The organism is Buttiauxella sp. S19-1 (genome assembly GCF_022134725.1).
GTDB classification, from domain to species: domain Bacteria; phylum Pseudomonadota; class Gammaproteobacteria; order Enterobacterales; family Enterobacteriaceae; genus Buttiauxella; species Buttiauxella ferragutiae.
The window spans coordinates 1-525 of record NZ_JAHWLU010000282.1 but is presented as its reverse complement, the minus strand read 5'-3'; the positions used below and the strand labels follow the sequence as shown (position 1 = coordinate 525).

2 pseudogenes are annotated in these 525 nt (G+C 44.4%); one reads left to right on the top strand and one right to left on the bottom strand.

The features are described 5' to 3' along the window. A pseudogene (locus MES37_RS24575) lies at positions 1 to 188 on the top strand (hypothetical protein); the annotation flags it as partial. Positions 189 to 385: 197 nt separating this feature from the next. Here the strand turns inward: MES37_RS24575 and MES37_RS24570 are convergent. Further along, positions 386 to 525, bottom strand: a pseudogene (locus MES37_RS24570) (winged helix-turn-helix domain-containing protein); the annotation flags it as partial.

Genomic DNA, 525 nt, shown 5'->3' with positions numbered 1-525 from the left:
TTCTTATTGTTAATAAGCAGCTCATGGGTACTGATGTGCAGTTCTATGCAATAGATGGAGGCAATAATTTGGCTGGGATTTTTCTTTCTCCAGAGCAAGCCATGCTGGCACAAACCTCTATAAAAAACAGGACTGAATGGCCGTATATCCCAGAAATGAATGAGCCATGGTATGGGCAATATCATTGATTTACAGATTTTGTGATACCAGTTCTTTCTACGAAAAAAACTTTTTTTTGGTTTAACTGTTCACTCTGTTCACCCTGCGTTTTTATTATATAAAATCATAATGTTAGGTGGTGAACATACGGTGAAGGGTGAACAGTCGATTGTTCACCCCGGCCATGTTCAGGCGTAAAAAAACCGGCTTGCGCCGGTTATGTGGGTTAAATCGCGAGCGTGTCATCGCACTTGGGTAGCCAGTCGGGGTTGCTTTCCTCTGCCAGCATCAGGTTGGTCTGTGTTCCCTGTTTCGTGTGCCGCTTCTCATAATCCAGCCCGTACTCCTTGAGCATCATCGGCAGTC